Genomic DNA, 20,657 nt, shown 5'->3' with positions numbered 1-20,657 from the left:
CCGGACCGGATATGGAATACCGCAAACTTGGCAACAGCAACCTGATGGTGTCGACATTGAGTCTCGGCACGATGACCTTCGGCGAGCAGAACAGCGAGGTCGAGGCGCACGCGCAGCTCGACCTCGCGGTGGCGCATGGCGTGAATTTCATCGATACCGCCGAGATGTACCCCGTCGCACCGCGCGCCGAAACGGCAGGCCGCACCGAGAGCTACCTCGGCACCTGGCTCAAGCGCCAGCGGCGCGACCAATTGGTCGTCGCGAGCAAGATCGCCGGGCCGGCGCGCGGTTTTTCGTGGATACGCGGCGGCCCGCGCATCGACCGCGCGCAGATCAACGCAGCGATCGACGGCAGCCTGCGCCGTTTGCAGACCGACTACGTAGACTTGTATCAAATCCACTGGCCGGATCGCTACGTACCGATGTTCGGCGCAACCAGTTACGATGCGGCGCAGGAGCGCGACAGCGTGCCGATCGCCGAGCAGTTGCAGGCGCTGGACGATCTGGTCAAGGCCGGCAAGGTGCGCCACATCGGACTGTCCAACGAGACGCCGTGGGGCGTGATGGAATTCCTGCGCTGCGCCGGGCAACTCGGCCTGCCGAAAATTATTTCAATACAGAACGCCTACCATCTGATGAACCGCACCTTCGAGAGCGGCCTCACCGAAGTCTGCCGCCATACGAACGTCGGCCTGCTCGCCTACAGCCCGCTGGCGTTCGGCTGGCTTACCGGCAAGTACCTCGCCGATCCGCAGGAAAAAGGGCGCGTTACCTTATTTCCCGGCTTCGGCCAGCGCTACCACAAGCCCAACGTGCCTGCCGCCACGAAGGAATATGTGCGCATCGCGAACGAAGCGGGGCTCAGCCCGGCACAGATGGCGCTCGCCTACGCGCGCACGCGCTGGTTCGCCACCAGCGTGATCCTCGGCGCGACCAGCGTGCGGCAGCTGCAGGAAAATCTGGACAGCGCGGAGGTGGCACTGACGGCGGAAGTGCTGGAGAAGATCGAGGCGGTGCATAAGGTTTTCCCGAATCCGGCGCCGTGACGGGAAGCGCCTGCCCGGCGCTTCGACCCGGCAAAACCTCATTACGATGGGCTACGCCTTCCGGTTCAACGGTAGGTAATAGGCCCTATATAAATGCCCCGATGTTCGGACTAGACTTTGCTCGTGTCTATCCACATTCCCAAGGAGGCTATCATGTCAAACCAAGTACAAGTCACGATTGACCAGGACGTCTACGATCGCCTGGCGTTGCTCGAAGTGCCGCCGATAAACGATATCAACGGCGCCATCAAGTCACTGCTGGAATACGAGGGGCATCCCAGCCCGGCCGTCATCGCGGCTGGCGCGGCGGGGCACCATTACAGCATGAAGGAAGAAATGGAACGCACCAAGGCGGGTATCTATGACTGCGGCGGGGCTCCGTAGGCAGGCAGCGCAGAGCAATTACGGTTACGCAAAACAATACACTCCGTTCATGCTGAGGTATCGAAGCATGAATGGAGTGCGCGCCACATCCGTTGTGGTTCGACACCTCACCACACCTTAGCCTCCCCTGACCGGCTTCACCTTTCCCGCCGCGAGCTTCGCGCGCTCCCGCGCCTCGCCGGTATCCCTGCCGTTCGCCAGCGCCACGCCCATGCGGCGGCGTGCGAAGGATTCCGGCTTGCCGAACAAACGGATATCCGATTGCGGCACGCGCAGGGCTTCTTCCACGCCCGCGAAGGCGATGCCCTGCTCCTCCAGTTGCCCGTAGATCACCGCCGAGGCGCCCGGTGCCTTGAGGCTCACATCCACCGGCAGGCCGAGGATGGCGCGCGCGTGGAGTTCGAACTCGCTGAAGCGCTGGCTGCACATCGTGACCATGCCGGTGTCGTGCGGGCGCGGGCTGACTTCGCTGAACCAGACCTCGTCGCCCTTGATGAATAATTCGACGCCGAAGATGCCGAGACCGCCGAGGGCGTCGGTGACCTTCTTTGCAATGTCGCGCGCGCGTTGCAGGGCGAGCGGCGACATGGCCTGCGGCTGCCAGCTTTCGACGTAATCACCGTGCACCTGCAAGTGCCCGATGGGTTCGCAAAAATGCGTCTCGACCTCACCGTTACTGCCCATCGCGCGCACCGTGAGCTGGGTGATCTCGTAGTCGAAGGCAATCATGCCCTCGACGATCACGCGATCCTGCGTGACACGCGAGCCGCTGGCGGCGTAGTTCCACGCGGCCTCGATATCCGCCGCACTATCCACTTTCGACTGCCCCTTGCCAGAGGACGACATCAGCGGCTTGACGAAACACGGGTAGCCGATCTCCGCGATCGCGGCGCGCAGCTCCTCCAGGCTGTTAGCAAAACGATAAGGTGAGACCGGCAGCTTCAAGGTCTCGGCGACGAGGCGGCGGATGCCCTCGCGGTTCATCGTGAGCCTGGCGGCGCGCGCGGTCGGGATGACGCGCGCCAGCCCTTCGCGCTCGATCTCGACCAGTGTGTCGGTGGCGATCGCCTCGATCTCCGGCACGACGAGGTGCGGCTTCTCCTTTTCGATCAGCGCGCGCAGTTGCGCCCCGTCCATCATGTTGATGACGCGCGCATGGTGCGCCACCTGCTGGCCGGGCGAATCGGCGTAGCGATCCACGGCGATGGCCTCCACGCCGAGGCGCTGCAGCGCGATGATGACTTCCTTGCCGAGCTCGCCGCTGCCGAGCAGCATGACGCGGATCGCGGAAGGGGTGAGCGGGGTGCCGAAGATGAGCGGTTTGATTGGGGTGGTCATGCTGTCCGTGACTGGTGTTTGAAATGCGCAAAATTATACACAGAGGAGTAAGATAGCCGGGCGAGCTTTCCAGTGTTTCTCCGAGAAGTGTCCCACCATAAGGAGCGAGACCATGACGAACATCGTGCAATTACTGGGTGAAGAAGCAGAGCATTTGCTGGGCTATCGCTGCACCGGCATCAGGAAGGAAGCGCTGCACCTGCCGGGGCCGGATTACGTGGACCGCGTGGTCGCGATGAAGGACCGCAAGCCCGGTGTGCTGCGCAGCCTGCAGGCGCTCTACGGCACCGGGCGGCTCGCGAACACCGGCTACCTGTCGCTGCTGCCGGTGGATCAGGGCGTGGAACATTCCGGCGGCGCGTCGTTCGCGCCCAACCCGATCTATTTCGACCCCGAGAACATCGTCAAACTCGCCATCGAGGGCGGCTGCAACGGCGTGGCCTCGACGCTCGGCGTGCTCGGCTCGGTCGCGCGCAAATACGCGCACAAGATTCCGTTCATCGTGAAGATCAACCACAACGAACTGCTCACCTACCCCAACGAGTTCGACCAGACGCTGTTCGCGAGCGTCGAGCAGGCCTTCGACATGGGCGCGGTGGCGGTCGGCGCGACGATTTTCTACGGCTCACCCGAATCACGCCGCCAGATCCAGGAAATCTCCGATGCCTTCGAGCGCGCGCACGAGCTCGGCATGGCGACGATCCTCTGGGCCTACCTGCGCAACCCGGCGTTCAAGACCGCCGACAAGGATTACCATGTCGCCGCCGATCTCACCGGCCAGGCCAACCACCTCGGCGTGACGATCAACGCCGACATCATCAAGCAGAAGATGGCCGAGAACAACGGCGGCTACAACGCGATCAAGTTCGGCAAGACCAGCCCCAAGGTGTACAGCGAACTGACCACCGACCACCCGATCGACCTGGTGCGCTACCAGGTCGCGAACTGCTACATGGGGCGCGCCGGCCTGATCAACTCCGGCGGCGAGTCGGGCAAGAACGACCTGCAGCAAGCGGTGCGCACCGCGGTCATCAACAAGCGCGCGGGCGGCATGGGACTGATTTCGGGGCGCAAGGCGTTCCAGAAGCCGATGCAGGACGGCGTGACACTATTGAATGCGATCCAGGATGTGTATGCATCGAAGGAAGTGACGGTGGCATAACAGGCCTTATGGATTCGTCGCACCGGCGAAGGCCGGTGTCCAGCTTATCGAAAATGAAATTTCAGTAAAGGCACAACCTTCAGGTTGTACCGCAACCAGGACACTGGATTCCGGCCTTCGCCGGAATGACGGGCCGGAATTCCCGAAGGCTCCGTAACTCAACGAGGAGGCTGAACCATGAAAAAGAACACCGCAGTTGCCATTATTGTTGCGGCAGTCGTCATCGTCGGCGGCATCGCCGCCTATTTCCTCTTCAAGCCCGCCCCACCTCCCCCGCCCCCGCCGATGCAGGTGCAGGCACCGCCTCCCCCGCCGCCCAAGCCAGAAGTGCGCCAGGTGATCGAGGCGCCTCCCGTACCGCCCCCGCTGCCCACACTCGGCGAGAGCGACAAGTTCGTGCTCGACGCCCTCGCCGGGCTGGTCGGCAACAAGTCGCTGATGAAGGTCTTCCGCACCGACCGCATCATCCGCAACATCGTCGCCACCATCGACAACCTGCCGCAGAGGCGCGCACCGATGAACGTGATGCCCATCGAGCGCGCGGAAGGCTGGCTCGTTACCGAGGGCAAGGAAAACGGCCTGACCATCAGCCCGAAGAACGCGGCGCGCTACGCGCCCTACATGAAGGTCGCCGAGGCGATCGACGCGAAGAAACTGGTCGGGCTGTATGTGCGCCTCTACCCTCTGTTCCAGGAGGCCTACGAGGAGCTGGGCTACCCGAAGAAATACTTCAACGACCGCCTCATCGTCGCCATCGACGACCTGCTCGCCGCGCCAAACATCAAGGAGCCGGTCGCGCTGATCCAGCCCAGCGTTTACTACAAGTACGCCGACCCCGACCTCGAAGCCCGCTCCATCGGCCAGCGCATCCTCATGCGCATCGGCAGCAAAAACGAGGCGATCATGAAGGCCAAGCTGCGCGAAATCAGGGAGGAACTGAAGCTGCACATGCGGGAGCGCAGGATGGAGAAAGGCAAGTGAGCGGCTCGCCTTTGTCGGTGAATTTTAGGGTGTCTACTTTACGTTAGATTTCTCTGCCTACCATCTTACGGAAACGGAATGGACAAGCGAACAAGCAAACTCAGAAAACAGCGGCTTCAACAAAAGCGAGTCGCGCCTATCCTTCTTTTTTTGACGGTTGCTATCCTCTCCTATTGGCTTTCGTTCCGGGTCTTTACATCCATCGGTTGCGATTTTTCTGGTTCCAAAGTTGCCCTTGTTATCGTCCCCGCTTGTCTCGCCCTTGGAAATAAAGGCGCTGCAGCTATTCCATTTCTCCTCGCCTGTGCCTCATTCTTCATGGCAATTCAGTCGTATAGGCAACTGCGAAATCTAACCCTGCACTCAAGCGGGACCGCGCAAAAGCGCGCGGCCCCTTAGCTCCACGTTAGGCCTCTCCCGAAAATATTCAAAATGACATACCCGAGAGTTTACAAACCGAGAGGAAGTCAGCAATTTTTATGTTGGGCGATTTGCTTCATATTTTTTGGAGTATTTGCACAAGCACTCATACAACACCCGGACAGTTACAAGTCTTGGGGAATGATATTCGGTTTTATCGTGGTTATTTTTTCTCTATACCAATTAATCATTGTATCCATCGGCTACAAGGTAACTCTATTGCCTGATGCGGTTGAGGTTACAACCATTTTAGGCACGAAAAAAATGCATCGCAGCAATATCAGTTCCTATTCTTATTACTGCGGAAAATATGAAAAAGGCGTTAGTCTGATTTCAAGAAATTCTGCACAAAACGCTCCTGGCATCTCATTGCTTTATGACGAAAATGAAAAAGCCCTAAGAATTCCTCTAACTTTTGATAGAGATGTGGGGTTTGATGAGTGGGTTACATCTCTACCTTGTGAAATAGGTGGACACCCTTTACCAAGCTTGCAAAAATGTTAACCAGGATCAGCTTCGCATTCCTTCTTGAATGCCGAATCAACATGCAAGCGATTGGCCGCAGGTAGCAGCCTGAATAAAGGGGTCAGGCTCGATTATTCTCCATCAATCAGCGCCCCCTGATGAGCACCGGAAGCGAGCCTGCCCTTACCCTCATTGACCGGTATAATGGCCCTACGAATAAAAGCATTACTGGTCAGGAACCATGCAAGTCGATGCCGAAAAAGCCATAAAGGAACTTGTAGCCAAGGGCATCAAGCTTCCGCCGCAACCCAAGGTTCTGCTCGATCTGCAGAAGAAGCTCGCCTCGGACAACTACAGCATGGGCGATCTGGCGCGCATCATCTCCAGCGACCCGGGCATTACCGCCATGCTGTTCAAGGCGGCGCGCTCGCCGGCATTCAGCAACGGCAAGAAATTCGACTCAATCGAGCAGGTGCTGATGACGATCGGCATCAAGCAGACCTGCAACCTGGTGCAGGCCGTCGCGCTTTCCACCAGCATCTCCGGCACGACGCGCAAATCCTTCGACATCTTCTGGACACGCTCGCAGGAAGTGGCGCAGATTGCGGCGCTGATCGCGGCGGACCGCGTCTCGGTGTGCAACATCTTTCCCGAGCAGGCTTACATGGCGGGGATTTTCCACGAGTGCGGCGTGCCGGTGCTGATGCAGCGCTTTCCCGATTACTGCGGTAAGCTGCGCCTGGACAAGGCCACCTGCTGGCCGAGCCTCAGCGAGGAAGATGCGCATTTCAATGCCGACCATTGCAGCATCGGCTATCTGGTGGCGCACCACTGGAAGCTGCCGGACTTCATCTGCAAGGCGATCCTGTACCACCACGAGATGCCGCACGAGGAGCTCGGTGCGGTGCGCACCCTGGTGGCGATATTGCAGCTGGCGATCCATTTCTACCACCGCATCGGCCGCACCGACCATCAGCTCTGGTGGAAGATACGCGACGATGTGCTGGCAGAACTCGGGATTCATCCCGAAAGCGAGCAGGCGTACTACGAAGAAATTTCCGAAAAATTCCTGGCCTGAAACACCTTCCCTGCTCGCCTTTCAAGGCATCGACAGCCCGCAAGCCCCCTACTTCGATTCTGCGCACAGCCTGCCCGACAGCAGGCTGGCCGAGACGATGAGCGTCGCGCCGATCCAGTCGCGCAGCTCCATCGCCTCGCCGGCAAGGAAGTACGACGCTACGGCGGCGACCACCAGTTCGGAGAGGAACAGAACGATGGCGCGGTTGGCCGGCATGTGGGTGATGCCGTATTGCACGGTGAAGCTGACGGCGCACAGCACGGCGCCGAGCAGCGCGAGCAGCAGCCAGCCCTGCGCGTCGATCGCCAGCAGGCGCTCCTGGAAGCCGCCCTGCCACCACAGCAGCGGCGCGGTCAGCAGCGCCGTGCCGAGCCACACGCTGCAGGATTTCGCCTCGACGCTGAGGTGCGTGGCGCGCCGCGACACGACGTTGGACAAGGCGAAGGCCATGCCCGCCGAGAGGCCGAGCCACTCTGCCGTGTTGGCCGGCAGCGGCAGGCCGGACTGCGGCTCCCACAGCATGACGAACGCGCCGCCAAGCGACAGCGCGATGACGATGTAACCGTAATGGTTGAGCCGCTCGCCGAGCATCCAGTAGGAGAGCAGGATCGTCCAGAGCGGCGCGAGGTAGAACAGCAGCAGCACGCGCATCACTTCGCCGTGCAGCACCGCCAGCACATAGCCGAGATTCGTCCAGCCCACGCTCAACGCGAGCAGCAGCACCCACAACCCTGCCCCGTTCTTCCCGGGCAGGCGCAGCTCGCGCCACACGCGCGGCAGCATGAACGCGCCGCACACTATCGCAAGCAGATAGGTGAGCAGCGTCGCCAGCGCACCGGGCACGCCGGCATTCTCCAGGAGGCGGTAGGGGTACCAGACCAGCCCCCACACCAGCGAGCCGCTCAGCACGCCTGCAACCGGCAGTAGATTTTGTTTTGATGGCACTCGTTACGCCTTTATAATTGAAAGACTTCAAATTCCGTCATTCCGGCAGCGGCATCATGAATTTCACCAAGGCCAGCAATAAATGAATCCCGACCTGAACCGGCTGCAGCCCTATCCGTTCCAGAAACTCGCCGCGCTGTTCCGCGAAGTTCAGCCGAATCCGGACTACCGCGCGATCAGCCTGTCCATCGGCGAACCGAAACATGCCACGCCGCAGTTCATCAAGGATGCGCTGACCGCCAACCTCGACGGGCTGGCGAATTATCCCACAACTGCAGGCAGCGACGCGCTGCGCCATGCCATCGCGAACTGGCTGGCGGCGCGCTACGGCATTCCGGCACCCGATGCAAAGACCCAGGTCCTGCCGGTGAACGGCAGCCGCGAGGCCTTGTTCGCCTTCGCCCAGACGATGATCGACCGCAGCAAAAACGACCCGGTGGTGGTCTGCCCCAACCCGTTCTACCAGATCTACGAGGGCGCAGCATTGCTGGCGGGTGCAACACCCTATTTCCTCAACACCCTGCCCGAAGACAACTATGCGCTGAACTTCGCGCAACTACCGGAAGAAGTCTGGCAGCGCACGCAACTGATCTACGTCTGCTCGCCGGGCAACCCGACCGGGCGCGTGATGCCGCTCACCGAATGGCAGACCCTGTTCGAGATGTCGGACCGCTACGGCTTCGTGATCGCCTCGGATGAGTGCTATTCGGAAATCTATTTTGATGAACCGCCGCTCGGCGCGCTTCAGGCCGCGCAGCAACTCGGGCGCAACGACTACCGCAACCTCGTGGTGTTCTCCAGCCTGTCGAAGCGCTCCAACGTGCCGGGGATGCGCTCCGGCTTCGTCGCGGGCGACGCGGCGGTGATCGCGAAATTCACGCTATACCGCACCTACCACGGCTCGGCGATGAACCCGGCGATCCAGGCCGCGAGTATCGCCGCATGGAACGACGAGGCGCATGTCGCGGAAAACCGCCGCCTGTACGCGGAAAAATTCGACAGGGTGCTGGAGATACTCAAGCCGGCGCTGCCGGTCGCCATGCCGGATGCCGGCTTTTACCTGTGGGTGCGCACGCCGATCGCCGACACCGCCTTCGCGCAACAACTCTATCGCGACTATAATGTGACCGTGCTGCCGGGCAGCTACCTCGCGCGCACCGCGCAGGGCGTGAACCCCGGCCAGAACTTCGTGCGCCTCGCGCTGGTCGCGAATACGGAAGAGACGGTGGAGGCGGCGCTGAGAATAGTTAACTTCAGTCGTTAGACGTTAGTCGCCAGTTAAAGCACAACCCGCATAGCGGACAACACCAACTGACAGCTAACGACTAACGTCTACCAACTTTGTTCTAGGAAATCGTCATGGATCAATTGCAGCAAATCATCGAACAGGGCTTTGAACGCCGCGCGGAGATCAACCCGCACAACGCCGATGCGCAACTCAAGGAGGCGGTCGACACCGTCATCACGCGGCTCGACCAGGGCAAGCTGCGCGTCGCCGAGAAGATCGACGGGCAGTGGGTGACGCACCAGTGGCTGAAGAAGGCCGTGCTGCTGTCGTTCCGCATGGAGGACAATTCCTTCATCAAGGGCGGCTTCACCAACTACTACGACAAGGTGCCGTCCAAGTTCGCCGACTACAACAGCCGCGATTTCCGCGAGGGTGGCTTCCGCGTGGTGCCTCCTGCTGCGGCGCGCAAAGGCGCGTTCATCGCGAAGAACGTGGTGCTCATGCCCTCCTACGTGAACATCGGCGCCTATGTCGACGAAGGCACGATGGTGGACACCTGGGCGACGGTCGGCTCGTGCGCGCAGATTGGCAAGAACGTGCACCTCTCCGGCGGCGTGGGCATCGGCGGCGTGCTGGAGCCGATCCAGGCCAACCCCACCATCATCGGCGACAACTGCTTCATCGGCGCGCGCTCGGAGATCGTGGAGGGCGTGATCGTGGAGGACAACAGCGTGATCTCGATGGGCGTGTTCATCGGCCAGAGCACCAAGATCTACGACCGCGAAACCGGCGAGGTGAGCTACGGCCGCGTCCCGGCCGGCTCGGTGGTGGTCAGCGGCAGCCTGCCTTCCAAGGACGGCAGCTACAGCCTGTACTGCGCGGTGATCGTGAAGAAGGTGGATGAGAAGACACGCGGCAAGGTGGGCATCAATGAGTTGCTGCGCGGGATTTAGCAATCTGTTCAGGCGCTCCTGAAAGTCAAAATTTCTGGTGAACTACTAGCCATTCCACTAGGCCAACACAAAACGGTGGCCAAGTGGCCGGTTATAAGCCAGACAAGGCGTGCGACCAAAATCGCAGCGCCGCATATGTGGCAATATGCAAGCAAGATTTTGGGAGCACAACGCAGTATGGCAACGCAATTTTGGTTTTAAGGAGCGCATGATGATCGTTACACCATTGCTGCAACTGGCCGTCGACAAGCAGGCCTCAGACCTGTTCTTCTCGGTGGGCGCGCCGGTCAACATCAAGATCGAGGGCATCGCGATGCCGGTCAATGCGCAAAACCTGGACGCCGAGATCATCAAGCGCATCGCCTACGAGATGATGTCGCCGAAGCAGATCGCCGAGTTCGAAGCGAAGATGGAGATGAACTTCTCGTTCCGCTATGACGGCCTCGGCAACTTCCGCGTCAACGTCTTCCGCCAGCGCGGTGATATGGCCATCGTGATCCGCCACGTCAAGGGCAAGATCGACAATGTGGAAACCCTGCACCTGCCCACCGTACTGAAAGAGCTGATCATGGAAAAGCGCGGCCTGGTGCTGGTGGTCGGCGCAACTGGTTCCGGCAAGTCCACCACCCTTGCCGCAATGATCGAACACCGCAACACCACCAGGAGCGGCCATATCCTGACCATCGAGGACCCGGTCGAATACATCTTCGGGCACGGCAAATCCATCGTGAACCAGCGCGAGATCGGCACCGACACCCTCAGCTACGACAATGCGCTGTCCAGCGGCATGCGCGAGGCGCCGGACGTGCTGATGATCGGCGAGGTGCGCGACCGCGAGACGCTGCGGCAGGCACTGATCTTCGCGCAGACCGGCCACCTGTGCCTGACCACGCTGCACGCCAACAACAGCTACCACGCGCTGAACCGCATCGTGAATTTCTTCCCCTACGACTCGCGCCAGAGCGTGCTGTCCGACCTGTCGATGTGCCTGCGCGCGGTCGTCTCGCAGCGCCTGGTGCGCAACGTGCAGGGCAAGCAGATGCCCGCCGTGGAAATCCTGCTCAACACCTCGCTGATCGCCGACCTGATCAAGAACGACGAGATCGAAAAAATCCGCGACGCCATCGAGAAGAGCGTTTCCGCGGGTTCGCAGACCTTCGAGCAGGCGCTCTACAAGCTGTTCAAGACCGGCCAGATCACCAAGGAGGAGGCGCTGCGCAACGCCGACTCCGCGAGCAACCTCTCCACGCTGATCGACTTCTCGGAGCGCACCAACACCATGAAGGTTCCGGTATTCAGCCAGGAGCAGGAAGCGCCGAAACCGAAGCCGCAGGCCGATTTCGGCGGCATCAAACTCAACCTGGATGAAAATAAATAAACTGGCGCACAGCCGTTCATCTCATGTCTGAAACCCTGCAACTCGCCCAACAGCTCATCGCGCGCCGCTCCCTCACGCCGCTGGATGACGGCTGCATCGACATCGTCGGTGCGCGCCTCGCGCCGCTCGGCTTCAGGCTCGAGAAAATGCGCTGCGGCGAGGTGGATAACCTCTGGGCGCGGCGCGGCGATGCCGGGCCGCTGGTGTGCTTCGCCGGTCATACCGACGTGGTACCGGCCGGGCCGGTGGAGCGCTGGGACAGCGACCCGTTCACACCGGAGGTGCGCGACGGCATGCTGTACGGGCGCGGCGCGTCCGACATGAAGGGGCCGCTGGCGTCGTTCGTCACCGCGATCGAAAAATTTGTCGCCGCCCATCCGCAGCATCGCGGCTCCATCGCCGTGCTGCTGACTTCGGATGAGGAGGGCGTGGCGGTGGACGGCACGGTGCGCGTGGTCGAGGCGTTGCGGGAACGCAACGAGCCGATCGATTACTGCATCGTCGGCGAACCGACCTCGGAAAAAACTTCGGGCGACACCATCAAGAACGGGCGGCGCGGCTCGCTGTCCGGCGCGCTCACCGTCAAGGGCGTACAGGGCCATATCGCCTATCCGCACCTGGTCAAAAACCCCATCCACCTCGCCGCGCCCGCGATCGCCGAACTGGCCGCGACGGTGTGGGACGAGGGCAACGAATACTTTCCGCCGACCTCCTGGCAGGTCTCCAACATCCGCGGCGGCACGGGTGCGACCAACGTAGTGCCCGGCACGATGGACATCCTGTTCAACTTCCGCTTCTCCACCGCGAGCACGGTGGAGGGCCTGAAGAGCAGGGTGCACGCGATCCTCGACAAACACGGCCTGGAATACGAGCTGCGCTGGGAACTGTCAGCCAAACCCTACCTCACGCCGCGCGGCAACCTGGTCGATGCGGCCGCTGCCGCGATCAAACAGGTGCAGGGGATCGATGCCAGGCTTTCCACCAGCGGTGGCACTTCCGACGGGCGCTTCATCGCCGACATCTGCCCGCAGGTGATCGAACTCGGCCCGCTCAACGCGACCATCCACAAGATCAACGAATGCGTGGCGGTGGCCGACCTCGACGCGCTTTCTGAAATCTATTACCTCACCCTGCATAAACTGCTTACCGAATGAAATATCTCATCCTGATCCTGCTTGCTGTCGCGCTGCTGTGGATCGCTTCCATCGCCTGGGCGAACCGGCGCAAGTCTCCCCACGACAACCGCGACGGCGGTGGGGGCGGAGGCGGAGGCGACTGATGAGCAACTATTTTTCCGGCGCGACGCAAAATCTTCATACGGTGCGCGACTTCCTGCGCTTCGCGGTGAGCCGCTTCAACCAGGCCAAGCTGTTCTTCGGGCACGGCAGCAGCAACGCCTACGACGAGGCCGCCTACCTGATCCTGCACACGCTGCACCTGCCACCGGACCGGCTCGATCCGTTTCTCGATGCGCGCCTGACCGACATGGAGCGTGCCGAGGTGCTGAACATCATCCAGCAGCGCGTCGAGCAGCGCGTGCCGGCCGCCTATCTGACGCACGAGGCCTTCCTCGGCGACTTCAGCTTCTACGTGGATGAACGCGTCATCGTGCCGCGCTCCTTCATCGCCGAACTGCTGCTCGAACAGCTCGCGCCGTGGATCACCGAGCCGGAAGAAATCGGCAGCGTGCTGGACCTGTGCACCGGCAGCGGCTGCCTCGCCATCCTCGCCGCGCATGCCTTCCCCTATGCCAGCGTCGACGCGGTAGACCTGTCGCCGGCCGCGCTGGCCGTCGCCGAACGCAACGTCGCCGACTACGGCCTGCAGGACCGCGTGCACCTCGTCGAATCCGACCTGTTCGCCAAACTCAACGGCAGGCAGTACGACCTCATCATCAGCAACCCGCCCTATGTGGATGCCCCGTCGGTAGCCACGCTGCCGCAGGAATACCTGCACGAGCCCAAGCTCGCGCTCGGCAGCGGCCAGGACGGGCTGGATGCGGCGCGCATCATCCTCGAACAGGCCGCCGGGCACCTCAGCGAAAACGGCATCCTCGTGGTCGAGATCGGCCACAACCGCGAAGCGCTCGAAGCCGCCTACCCGGACCTGCCGTTCACCTGGCTGGACGTCAGCGCAGGCGACCAGTTTGTGTTCATGCTGCACAAGAACGACCTGCTCTGATGTCGTCCGTCGAGCATTACGAGAATTTTCCCGTCGCATCCATCCTGATGCCCAGGCGGCTGCGCAAGCCGGTGGCGGCGATCTACCATTTCGCGCGCGCGGCGGACGACATCGCCGACGAGGGCGAGCTGCCGGATGAGGAGCGGCTCGCGCAGCTCGACGCCTTCCGCACCGAACTCGCGCGCATCGATGAGGGCGAGACGCCCATCACGCCGCTGTTCCAGAACCTCGCCGCAGTGATCAAGGAACACGCGCTGCCGATTCAACCGTTCTACGACCTGCTCGACGCCTTCTCGCAGGACGTGGTGAAGAAGCGCTATGCGAACTTCGACGAGCTGCTCGACTACTGCCGCCGCTCGGCCAACCCGGTCGGCCTGCTGCTGCTGCACCTCTACGGGGAAGCCACGCCGGTCAACATCAAGTATTCGGATGCCATCTGCACCAGCCTGCAACTGATCAACTTCTGGCAGGACGTCGCGAAGGATTACGCCATCGGGCGCATCTACCTGCCGCAGGACGAGATGGCGAAGTGCGGCATCACCGAGGAGCAGATCGCGCAGGGCATCGTCGACGACGCCTGGCGCGAGCTGATGTATTTCCAGGCGAGGCGTGCGCGCGCGATGATGATCTCGGGCGCGCCGCTCGGCAGCATCCTCACCGGACGCATCGGCATGGAGATGCGCATGATCATCGCGGGTGGGCTGCGCATCCTCGACAAGCTGAAAGGTGTGCGCTTCGACATGTTCCGCCGCCGCCCGGTGCTGCGCCCGCACGACTGGTTTATCATGGCGATGAAAAGCGCACCGTTTATCTTCTGATATGACCCCCGATCAGTACTGCCAGGACAAGGCCGCGAAGAGCGGCTCCAGCTTCTACTACAGCTTCCTGTTCCTGCCGCCGCACAAGCGCCGCGCCATTACCGCGCTGTATGCCTTCTGCCGCGAGGTGGACGATGTCGTAGACGAATGCTCGGACATCAATGTCGCGCGCGCCACGCTCAACTGGTGGCGCGGCGAGGTGGCGGAAATCTACGCGGGCCACCCGCAGCATCCCGTCTGTCAGGCGCTGGTTCCGGTGGTGCGGCAATTCAACCTCGCGCAGGAGCTCCTGCTGGAGATCATCGACGGCATGGAGATGGACATCGACCTGCCGCGCTACCCGGATTTCAAGTCGCTGCAACTGTATTGCTACCGCGTCGCATCGGTGGTCGGCCTGCTCTCGGCGGAAATCTTCGGCTACCGTGACCGCCAGACGCTGAAATACGCGCACGACCTCGGCATCGCGTTCCAGCTCACCAACATCATCCGCGACGTCGGCGAGGATGCGCGGCGCAACCGCATCTATTTGCCGATGGACGAGCTGCAACAGTTCGGCGTGGCGGCGGCGGACATCCTCAACGCGCGCGAGACGGAGAACTTCCACAAACTGATGGCCTTCCAGGTCGAGCGCGCGCAGCGCTACTACCGGCAGGCGCTCGAGCACCTCCCTGCGGCAGACCGCAAGGCGCAGCGCACCGGCCTCATCATGGCGGCGATCTATCGCGCCACGCTGGACGAGGTCGTCGCAAGCGGCTGCCATGTCCTGCGCGAGCGGGTTTCGCTCGGCCCCGGCTATAAGCTCTGGCTCGCCTTCAAGGCATGGCTGAAGAACTGAAAGGCATACCCTCTCCCCAACCCTCTCCCGCAAGCGGGAGAGGGAGCAATCGTGAAAAGCAATTTCTTAACCCGGCCATCATTGGCGGCGGCTACGCCGGGATGGCGGCCGCGGTAACGCTCGCGGCGCGCGGCATTCCCGTCACCGTATTCGAGAGCGCGAGGCAACTCGGCGGGCGCGCGCGCGGCGTGTTGCACCAAGATACCCAACTGGACAACGGCCAGCATCTACTGCTCGGCTGCTACCGCGAGACCCTGCGCCTGATCGAACTGGTCGGCGGCGACATCGAGCGGGACTTCCTGCGCCTGCCGCTGCAGCTCGACCTGCACGGCGAATTTTCCTTGCGCGCGCCGCGCCTGCCCGCGCCGCTGCACCTGATGACCGCGCTGCTGGGCGCGCAAGGACTGTCGCTGAGCGAACGCCTGAAAGCCGCACGCTTCATGCTCGCGCTGCGCCGCATGAACTTCAGGCTCCCCTCTCCCGTTCACGGGAGAGGGGTTGGGGGAGAGGGCAACGACACCACGGTGACCGAGCTGCTCGCGCGGCACGGCCAAGACGCCGACCTGACCTTCAAACTCTGGGAGCCGCTGTGCATCGCCGCGCTGAACACGCCGATCCGCAAGGCTTCCGCACAGGTGCTGCTCAATGTGCTGCGCGACGCGTTGAACCGGAAACGCAGCGACAGCGACATGCTGCTGCCGCGCGTCGATTTCAGCGCGCTGTTTCCACAGCGCGCCGCAGGCTATGTCGAACGGCACGGCGGCAGGGTGCTTACCTCCTGCGGCGTGGAGGCGATCGTTCCCCATGGAAATGGCATCGAACTCGCCACCGCGCAAGGGATGGAGCGGTTCAGCCACGTGGTCTGCGCAGCGCCGCCCCTAGTTGCCGCAAAACTGCTGCGTCCGCTCGCGGGGCTCGAAAGCGCCGTGGCGCAGATCGAAGGCCTGGAGCACCAGCCGATCTATACCGTCTATCTGCGCTATCCGGCGCATGTCGCCCTGCCTCACCCGATGATCGGCCTGCACCAGCGCTTCAGCCAGTGGCTGTTCGACAAGGGCCGGATCGCCGGGCAGCACGGCCTGCTCGCCGCCGTGATCAGCGCGGAAGGCATCCATCAGGAACTGCCCCAGGAACAACTGGCGCAGAAGGTGATCGCGGAGTTGCGCGAGGAATTCGACATCGGGGAAACGCCGGAATGGTTCAGGGTCATTGCCGAAAAACGCGCCACCTTCGCCTGCGTGCCCAGTCTGCAGCGCCCACCGCCGCAGACCGCCCTGCCCGGCCTGCTGCTGGCGGGTGACTACACCGCCGGAGACTACCCGGCCACGCTGGAAGGCGCAGTGCTGAGCGGCGTGCGCTGCGCCGGCCTGATTTCCAGCTCTAGATGAGGTGTCGACGGCAGGTGTTTTATTGTTATAATAGGCGACAGTAATACTCGACTATTATTAAAAGGAGTCTGACATGACAACCATTGCGGAATTCATGACCGCCGACCATAAAGCCTGTGACGGCGAGTTCGCCGTTGCCGAAACGGCTGCCCTCACCGACGACTGGGATGATGCCACAGCCGCCTTCAATGCCTTCCGCGATGACATGGCGCGGCATTTCCGCATGGAAGAAGAGGTGCTCTTCCCGGCGCTATCGTCTTCCGGCGGCCCTTCCGGCCCGGTGCATATCATGCTCATGGAGCACGCGCAGATCAAGGAACTCCTCAAGCAGATGGGCGCGGCGGTAGAGCGCAAGGAGGGACAGGAATATTCCGGCCTTTCGGAAACCCTGCTGATGGTGATGCAGCAGCACAACAACAAGGAAGAGAATATTCTCTATCCGATCATGGATCAGATTCTGGCAAATGAGCGGGAGGCCCTCTTCGGCCGCATGCAGGCTGCCTGACCATAATGCCGGAACTTGACGTACGCGGGCTGCCTCCGCCTGAGCCTTTCGAGAACATCGCCCGCGCACTGCAAACGCTTTCCGCCAACGAGACCCTGCTAGTGCTGATTCACCGCGAACCCTTTCCGCTCTACGAAATGCTGCGCGATGCCGGTTACACATGGCAAGCCACCGCACTCGGGAACGGCGACTTCAAGATCCTGATTACCCGCACCGCATGAAAATAGCCTCACTCAGCGCCGAACAGGCCCCGCCGATCAGCGTGCCGCTGCGCTTCTTCGCCGTGGCGCCGGCTTTTCTCGCGCTGGCCGCGCTGCTGCTGGCCATGGCCGACGGCAATCCGATCGCGGAACTGCGCTCCCCCGCACAGATCGCCGCCACGCATCACATCACCCTGGGATTCATGGCGATGGTCATGATGGGTGCCGTCCAGCAATTGCTGCCGGTGGTGATCGGCAGCCCGATGCCCGCCTCCAGATGGGTGGCATGGCTCACCTTCCTGCCGCTGATAGCGGGCGTGCTGTTCCTGTCCGCCGGTTTCATGCTGGGCAAACCGGTGTTGCTCGATCTTTCCTGGCCGCTGCTCGGCTTGGCCTTTTTGGTGTTCATCGCCGCAAGCCTGACCAGCGTGGCGCGTGCCACCGCGAAGAATGCGACGAAAACCGCCCTGCTGCTGGCCATCCTCTCACTCGCGGGGGCCGTCGTGCTCGGCATGCTGCTCGCGAGGGGCTACGCCAACGGCCTGGCGTTGCCCTACGCGAAGCTGTCAGCTGCCCATATCAGCCTGGCCCTGGGCGGCTGGGTGCTGCTGCTGGCCATCGGCGTGTCATACCAGGTCGTGCCGATGTTCCAACTCACCCCGAATTACCCGAAATGGATGACAGTCTGGCTGGCCCCCGCCATCTTCGCCACCCTGCTGCTGAACCTCGCGCTGCTGCTGCCGGAATCTACGCCAAGATGGGCGGGATTCGCCGCGGAGACCATCTTCTGGGTGCTGGCCTGCAGCTTCGCCGTCGTCACGCTCAGGCTGCAAAGCCAGCGCCGCCGCCATATCCCGGACGCCCCCCTGAGTTTCTTCCGCATGGGCATGGCCTCGCTCATGGCTGCCGCACTGTTTTCGCTGGCCGCGCTGGCGTTCCCATCGGCCGCCGAGCAGTTGCGCACGCTCTCGGCCCTGGCCTTCCTGCTGGGTTTCGCGCTATCCCTGATCCAGGGCATGCTCTACAAGATCGTCCCCTTCCTGGTCTGGTTCCACCTGTTCCGTGGCGGCTTGAAAACCGGCGTGCCGAACATGAAGGCGATCATCCCGGAATCCGGAATGTGGCACCACCTGCGGCTGCACGGTGCAACGCTCTTCGCGGCGCTGCTGGCACCCTGGTGGAATGCGGCGGGGTGGCTGGTGATGCTTGGCCTGCTGCTGCAGGGAGCTTTGCTGGGCTACGGCGTCTATACCGGCATCGCCGTTTACCGGCGCACCCTGTTGAAAATCGAACAAACTTCGCCCTGAGATTCTCCATGAGTTACTTCCTGCTCAAACATATCCACGTCTCCTGCGCCGGCCTCAGCTTCGCGCTGTTCTTCCTGCGCGGCATCTGGAGCTTCCGCGGTTCCCCCATCATGCGGCAGCGCTGGGTCAAGGTGGTGCCGCATGCCGTGGATACGGCGCTGCTCGCCAGCGCGCTCATGCTGGCTTTCACCATCGGCCAGTACCCCTTCGTCGATGGATGGCTGACCGCCAAGTTCTTCGGCCTGGTGCTGTACATCCTGCTCGGCACCATCGCACTCAAGCACGGCAAGACCAGGGCGGCGCGCATGGTGTCGTGGTTCGGCGCGATGGCGGTGTTCGCCTACATCGTGCTGGTCGCCCGCAACCACAATCCCCTACCGTTTATTCAATAAGGACCGCAAGATGATCCCGTTCGCATCCCAGGAAGCCGCACCCACCTTCGACAACCCGCTGGAAATGCTGCATGCCTGCCATGGCAAGATCAAGCGGCAACTCGATACCCTGCACAAGCTGGCCGCCCACCTGCCCAAGCACGGCTGCGACCAGCAAGCGCAGCAGGCTGCACAAGCCATCCTGCGCTACTTCGACACCGCCGGACAGTTCCATCATCAGGACGAAGAGGAAAACCTGTTTCCCATGCTGGTCGCCCTGGATGTCCCGAACAAGGAGGAGGTCGAAACGCTGGTCGACCGCCTGCTCGCGCAGCATGTGGTCATGTTTTCGGCCTGGAGCGAAATGCGCGCGGCATTGGTGAAGATTGCCGAAGGGGTAAATACACCCATTTCCGAAGCGATGATCGAAAGGCTGTCCGGCAGCTATACCCGCCATATCCACCTCGAAGAGACGGAGTTGCTGCCGCTTTCCGCACGCCTGCTCAGCCCGCAACAAATCATGGAGTTGGGGAAAAATATGGCGGAACGGCGCGGCGCGAAGTTTCCCTCGTCGCCGGCTGCCTGACCCAGGCCCGCTGGCTAGTCAGCAGAAAAAACGAGCAAAAACCGCCTGCCCGGCAACTCCGCCGAGCGCCGGTTTTCGCCATCAAAGGCGACCGTTAAGCTGCCTGGATATTTGAAGCCTGTTTGCCCTTGGGGCCTTGCACCACTTCAAAGCTGACTTTCTGGCCTTCTTTCAGGGTCTTGAAACCGTTCATATTGATCGCGGAGAAATGCGCGAACAGATCATCGCCGCCATTATCGGGAGTGATAAAACCAAAGCCCTTTGCATCGTTAAACCATTTGACCGTACCCGTTACCATGTGACTGACTCCTTGCTTGAGAAACAAAACCACTGCAAATCCGATGCAGCGCCGGGGCATACACCAACCTGGAACCGGCCAGTGAATACAACTGGCTTGCACCATACATAAAATATTCCGGAAATCATATATGCCGAAATACCTAGATATTTCGGCCTAGTCCCTCCCGTTGTTGCATCAAGGGGAATGCGCTAGAGTGGCTCCGCAGTCGCCAAATTTCAGGTAAGTGGACCCCGTCGCTATCCTAAACCGAGAACAGGAGATGCATCATGAGCCATCATTCCAAACTTCCCGCCTGCCTTTGCGCCGTTACCCTGATTGCCCTGTTTGCCGCCACACCGGCAGCCGCAGACCGGCCTTCCTGGGTCGAGGGCGACCAAGGAAACAAGCCTGAGAAAAAGAGTGAAAAGCCCGCCGCGGATCGCAAGGACGCCAGCCGCCGCGAATCGGGGAAACCCCATTTCGACGATGAAAACCGCCGCATCGTCAATGACTACTACGGCGCAAAATTCCGCGCCGGCAAGTGCCCGCCTGGACTGGCCAAGAAGAAGAACGGCTGCCTGCCGCCCGGCCAGGCCAAGAAATGGGCAATGGGGCAACCTTTGCCGGCGGACCTGAGGCGCTACGACCTGCCGCATGACCTGCTAACTCGCCTGCCTACTCCACCCAGCGGGCATCGCTATGTGCGGGTCGCTTCAGACATCCTGCTGGTTGCCATAGGCACCAGCATGGTGGTGGATGCCATCGAGGATATCGGTAAGCAGTTCTAGGAATTGATTCGGCAGGACCC

General features: G+C 61.7%; 24 protein-coding genes. 21 read left to right on the top strand and 3 right to left on the bottom strand.

The annotated features are described in order from the left end of the window. Positions 1 to 11: 11 nt before the first annotated feature. Entirely contained in the window at positions 12 to 1,046 is a 1,035-nt protein-coding gene (locus tag ACRRNM_RS12445; RefSeq protein WP_435628514.1) for an NADP(H)-dependent aldo-keto reductase, read from the top strand. 153 nt (positions 1,047 to 1,199) lie between these two features. After that, entirely contained in the window at positions 1,200 to 1,430 is a 231-nt protein-coding gene (locus tag ACRRNM_RS12440) for a hypothetical protein (protein ID WP_435628513.1), read from the top strand. Between the two features lie 117 nt (positions 1,431 to 1,547). Here the strand turns inward: ACRRNM_RS12440 and purT are convergent, their stop codons facing one another. Next, the gene (purT, locus tag ACRRNM_RS12435; RefSeq protein WP_435628512.1) at positions 1,548 to 2,768 is read right to left on the bottom strand and encodes a formate-dependent phosphoribosylglycinamide formyltransferase; all 1,221 of its coding nucleotides are present in this window, start codon (positions 2,766 to 2,768) and stop codon (positions 1,548 to 1,550) included. Between the two features lie 112 nt (positions 2,769 to 2,880). On the opposite strand from purT, the gene ACRRNM_RS12430 reads away from it, so the two are divergent. The 4 genes from ACRRNM_RS12430 to ACRRNM_RS12415 all read left to right on the top strand — a co-directional run bounded on the left by ACRRNM_RS12430 (position 2,881) and on the right by ACRRNM_RS12415 (position 6,874). Beyond that, a complete protein-coding gene (locus tag ACRRNM_RS12430; RefSeq protein WP_435628511.1) occupies positions 2,881 to 3,930 on the top strand; it encodes a class I fructose-bisphosphate aldolase in 1,050 nt (349 codons plus the stop codon). Positions 3,931 to 4,107: 177 nt separating this feature from the next. Continuing rightward, positions 4,108 to 4,911, top strand: coding sequence for a DUF3014 domain-containing protein (locus ACRRNM_RS12425; protein WP_435628510.1), 804 nt, complete (start codon positions 4,108 to 4,110; stop codon positions 4,909 to 4,911). 432 nt (positions 4,912 to 5,343) lie between these two features. Then, positions 5,344 to 5,835 (top strand): hypothetical protein, encoded by a 492-nt coding sequence (locus ACRRNM_RS12420; protein ID WP_435628509.1) that lies wholly within the window; start codon positions 5,344 to 5,346, stop codon positions 5,833 to 5,835. A gap of 202 nt (positions 5,836 to 6,037) precedes the next feature. Further along, positions 6,038 to 6,874: an HDOD domain-containing protein gene (locus ACRRNM_RS12415; protein WP_435628508.1), complete on the top strand. Its 837-nt coding sequence runs from the start codon at positions 6,038 to 6,040 to the stop codon at positions 6,872 to 6,874. 48 nt (positions 6,875 to 6,922) lie between these two features. Here the strand turns inward: ACRRNM_RS12415 and ACRRNM_RS12410 are convergent, their stop codons facing one another. Beyond that, a complete protein-coding gene (locus tag ACRRNM_RS12410) occupies positions 6,923 to 7,819 on the bottom strand; it encodes a DMT family transporter (RefSeq protein WP_435628507.1) in 897 nt (298 codons plus the stop codon). Positions 7,820 to 7,901: 82 nt separating this feature from the next. Between ACRRNM_RS12410 and dapC the strand changes: the two genes are divergently transcribed. The 14 genes from dapC to ACRRNM_RS12340 all read left to right on the top strand — a co-directional run bounded on the left by dapC (position 7,902) and on the right by ACRRNM_RS12340 (position 19,569). After that, complete coding sequence (gene dapC / locus ACRRNM_RS12405) at positions 7,902 to 9,083, top strand: succinyldiaminopimelate transaminase (RefSeq protein WP_435628506.1); 1,182 nt, start codon at positions 7,902 to 7,904, stop codon at positions 9,081 to 9,083. A 95-nt stretch (positions 9,084 to 9,178) separates the two neighbouring features. After that, positions 9,179 to 10,000: a 2,3,4,5-tetrahydropyridine-2,6-dicarboxylate N-succinyltransferase gene (gene dapD / locus ACRRNM_RS12400; protein WP_435628505.1), complete on the top strand. Its 822-nt coding sequence runs from the start codon at positions 9,179 to 9,181 to the stop codon at positions 9,998 to 10,000. 211 nt (positions 10,001 to 10,211) lie between these two features. Further along, on the top strand, positions 10,212 to 11,378 hold the full coding sequence (locus tag ACRRNM_RS12395; protein WP_435628693.1) for a PilT/PilU family type 4a pilus ATPase: 1,167 nt from the start codon (positions 10,212 to 10,214) through the stop codon (positions 11,376 to 11,378). Positions 11,379 to 11,401: 23 nt separating this feature from the next. Further along, on the top strand, positions 11,402 to 12,532 hold the full coding sequence (gene dapE, locus ACRRNM_RS12390) for a succinyl-diaminopimelate desuccinylase (protein ID WP_435628504.1): 1,131 nt from the start codon (positions 11,402 to 11,404) through the stop codon (positions 12,530 to 12,532). Then, positions 12,529 to 12,657, top strand: a complete 129-nt coding sequence (locus ACRRNM_RS12385; protein ID WP_435628503.1) for a hypothetical protein — start codon at positions 12,529 to 12,531, stop codon at positions 12,655 to 12,657. The genes dapE and ACRRNM_RS12385 overlap by 4 nt, the downstream gene beginning before the upstream one ends. Continuing rightward, a complete protein-coding gene (gene prmB, locus ACRRNM_RS12380; protein WP_435628502.1) occupies positions 12,657 to 13,559 on the top strand; it encodes a 50S ribosomal protein L3 N(5)-glutamine methyltransferase in 903 nt (300 codons plus the stop codon). The genes ACRRNM_RS12385 and prmB overlap by 1 nt, the downstream gene beginning before the upstream one ends. Further along, on the top strand, positions 13,559 to 14,377 hold the full coding sequence (hpnC, locus tag ACRRNM_RS12375) for a squalene synthase HpnC (RefSeq protein ID WP_435628501.1): 819 nt from the start codon (positions 13,559 to 13,561) through the stop codon (positions 14,375 to 14,377). Before prmB ends, hpnC begins: the two co-directional genes overlap by 1 nt. Position 14,378: 1 nt before the next feature. Continuing rightward, positions 14,379 to 15,212: a presqualene diphosphate synthase HpnD gene (gene hpnD, locus ACRRNM_RS12370; protein WP_435628500.1), complete on the top strand. Its 834-nt coding sequence runs from the start codon at positions 14,379 to 14,381 to the stop codon at positions 15,210 to 15,212. Continuing rightward, on the top strand, positions 15,197 to 16,600 hold the full coding sequence (gene hpnE / locus ACRRNM_RS12365) for a hydroxysqualene dehydroxylase HpnE (protein ID WP_435628499.1): 1,404 nt from the start codon (positions 15,197 to 15,199) through the stop codon (positions 16,598 to 16,600). Before hpnD ends, hpnE begins: the two co-directional genes overlap by 16 nt. 73 nt (positions 16,601 to 16,673) lie before the next feature. Then, complete coding sequence (locus ACRRNM_RS12360; RefSeq protein WP_435628498.1) at positions 16,674 to 17,105, top strand: hemerythrin domain-containing protein; 432 nt, start codon at positions 16,674 to 16,676, stop codon at positions 17,103 to 17,105. Between the two features lie 5 nt (positions 17,106 to 17,110). Continuing rightward, positions 17,111 to 17,326 (top strand): DUF2249 domain-containing protein, encoded by a 216-nt coding sequence (locus ACRRNM_RS12355; RefSeq protein WP_435628497.1) that lies wholly within the window; start codon positions 17,111 to 17,113, stop codon positions 17,324 to 17,326. Beyond that, on the top strand, positions 17,323 to 18,612 hold the full coding sequence (locus ACRRNM_RS12350; protein WP_435628496.1) for a hypothetical protein: 1,290 nt from the start codon (positions 17,323 to 17,325) through the stop codon (positions 18,610 to 18,612). Before ACRRNM_RS12355 ends, ACRRNM_RS12350 begins: the two co-directional genes overlap by 4 nt. 8 nt (positions 18,613 to 18,620) lie before the next feature. Next, positions 18,621 to 19,004 carry a SirB2 family protein gene (locus tag ACRRNM_RS12345; protein ID WP_435628495.1) on the top strand — a complete coding sequence of 128 codons (384 nt, stop codon included), beginning with the start codon at positions 18,621 to 18,623 and terminating at the stop codon, positions 19,002 to 19,004. Between the two features lie 10 nt (positions 19,005 to 19,014). Beyond that, complete coding sequence (locus ACRRNM_RS12340) at positions 19,015 to 19,569, top strand: hemerythrin domain-containing protein (protein ID WP_435628494.1); 555 nt, start codon at positions 19,015 to 19,017, stop codon at positions 19,567 to 19,569. Between the two features lie 94 nt (positions 19,570 to 19,663). On the opposite strand, the gene ACRRNM_RS12335 is transcribed toward ACRRNM_RS12340, so the two are convergent. Then, complete coding sequence (locus ACRRNM_RS12335) at positions 19,664 to 19,867, bottom strand: cold-shock protein (protein WP_435628493.1); 204 nt, start codon at positions 19,865 to 19,867, stop codon at positions 19,664 to 19,666. 269 nt (positions 19,868 to 20,136) lie between these two features. Between ACRRNM_RS12335 and ACRRNM_RS12330 the strand changes: the two genes are divergently transcribed. After that, entirely contained in the window at positions 20,137 to 20,637 is a 501-nt protein-coding gene (locus ACRRNM_RS12330) for an RcnB family protein (RefSeq protein WP_435628492.1), read from the top strand. Positions 20,638 to 20,657: the final 20 nt, after the last annotated feature.

Origin of the sequence: Ferrigenium straubiae, assembly GCF_051257895.1 — a bacterium.
GTDB classification, from domain to species: Bacteria; Pseudomonadota; Gammaproteobacteria; order Burkholderiales; family Gallionellaceae; genus Gallionella; species Gallionella straubiae.
Note: the sequence above shows the minus strand (reverse complement) of the source record. Positions and strands in the feature narration are given on the sequence as shown.